Origin of the sequence: Streptomyces marinisediminis (genome assembly GCF_026262575.1) — a bacterium.
Taxonomy (GTDB): Bacteria; Actinomycetota; Actinomycetes; order Streptomycetales; family Streptomycetaceae; genus Streptomyces; species Streptomyces marinisediminis.
Genome location: NZ_JAPKFL010000132.1, coordinates 1 through 339 on the forward strand (window position 1 = coordinate 1; position 339 = coordinate 339).

Sequence of the window (339 nt, forward strand, 5' to 3'; positions counted from 1 at the left end):
GTCCTGGCGACCATGGCCTCGACCTGCTCGTCGGTGATCCTACGCGGCGCCCCCGAACGCGGCCGGTCCACCAGACCCTCCAGCCGGTCCGCGACGAACCTCGAGCGCCACTTCCGCACCGTCTCCCGCGAGATCCCCAGGTCATCCGCGACGCGAGCGTTCGACGCGCCGTCCGCACACGCCAGCACGATCCTCGACCGCAACACCAGCGCCTGCGAAGCGGTCTGCTTGCGCAACCAGCCCCGCAGCACCCGGCGTTCGCGCTCGGACAACTCCAACGACAACGGCTTCGGACCCGGCATCCCCCAACCCTACAACCGCCACTGAACTACCGACTCA

At 69.3% G+C, this 339-nt stretch carries 1 protein-coding gene; it reads right to left on the reverse strand.

Annotation, left to right across the window (positions count from 1 at the left end; all coding sequences use genetic code 11):
* The coding region (locus OSB71_RS24395; protein ID WP_265950969.1) for a helix-turn-helix domain-containing protein at positions 1–278 on the reverse strand (278 nt) is incomplete at its 3' end.
* Positions 279–339: the final 61 nt, after the last annotated feature.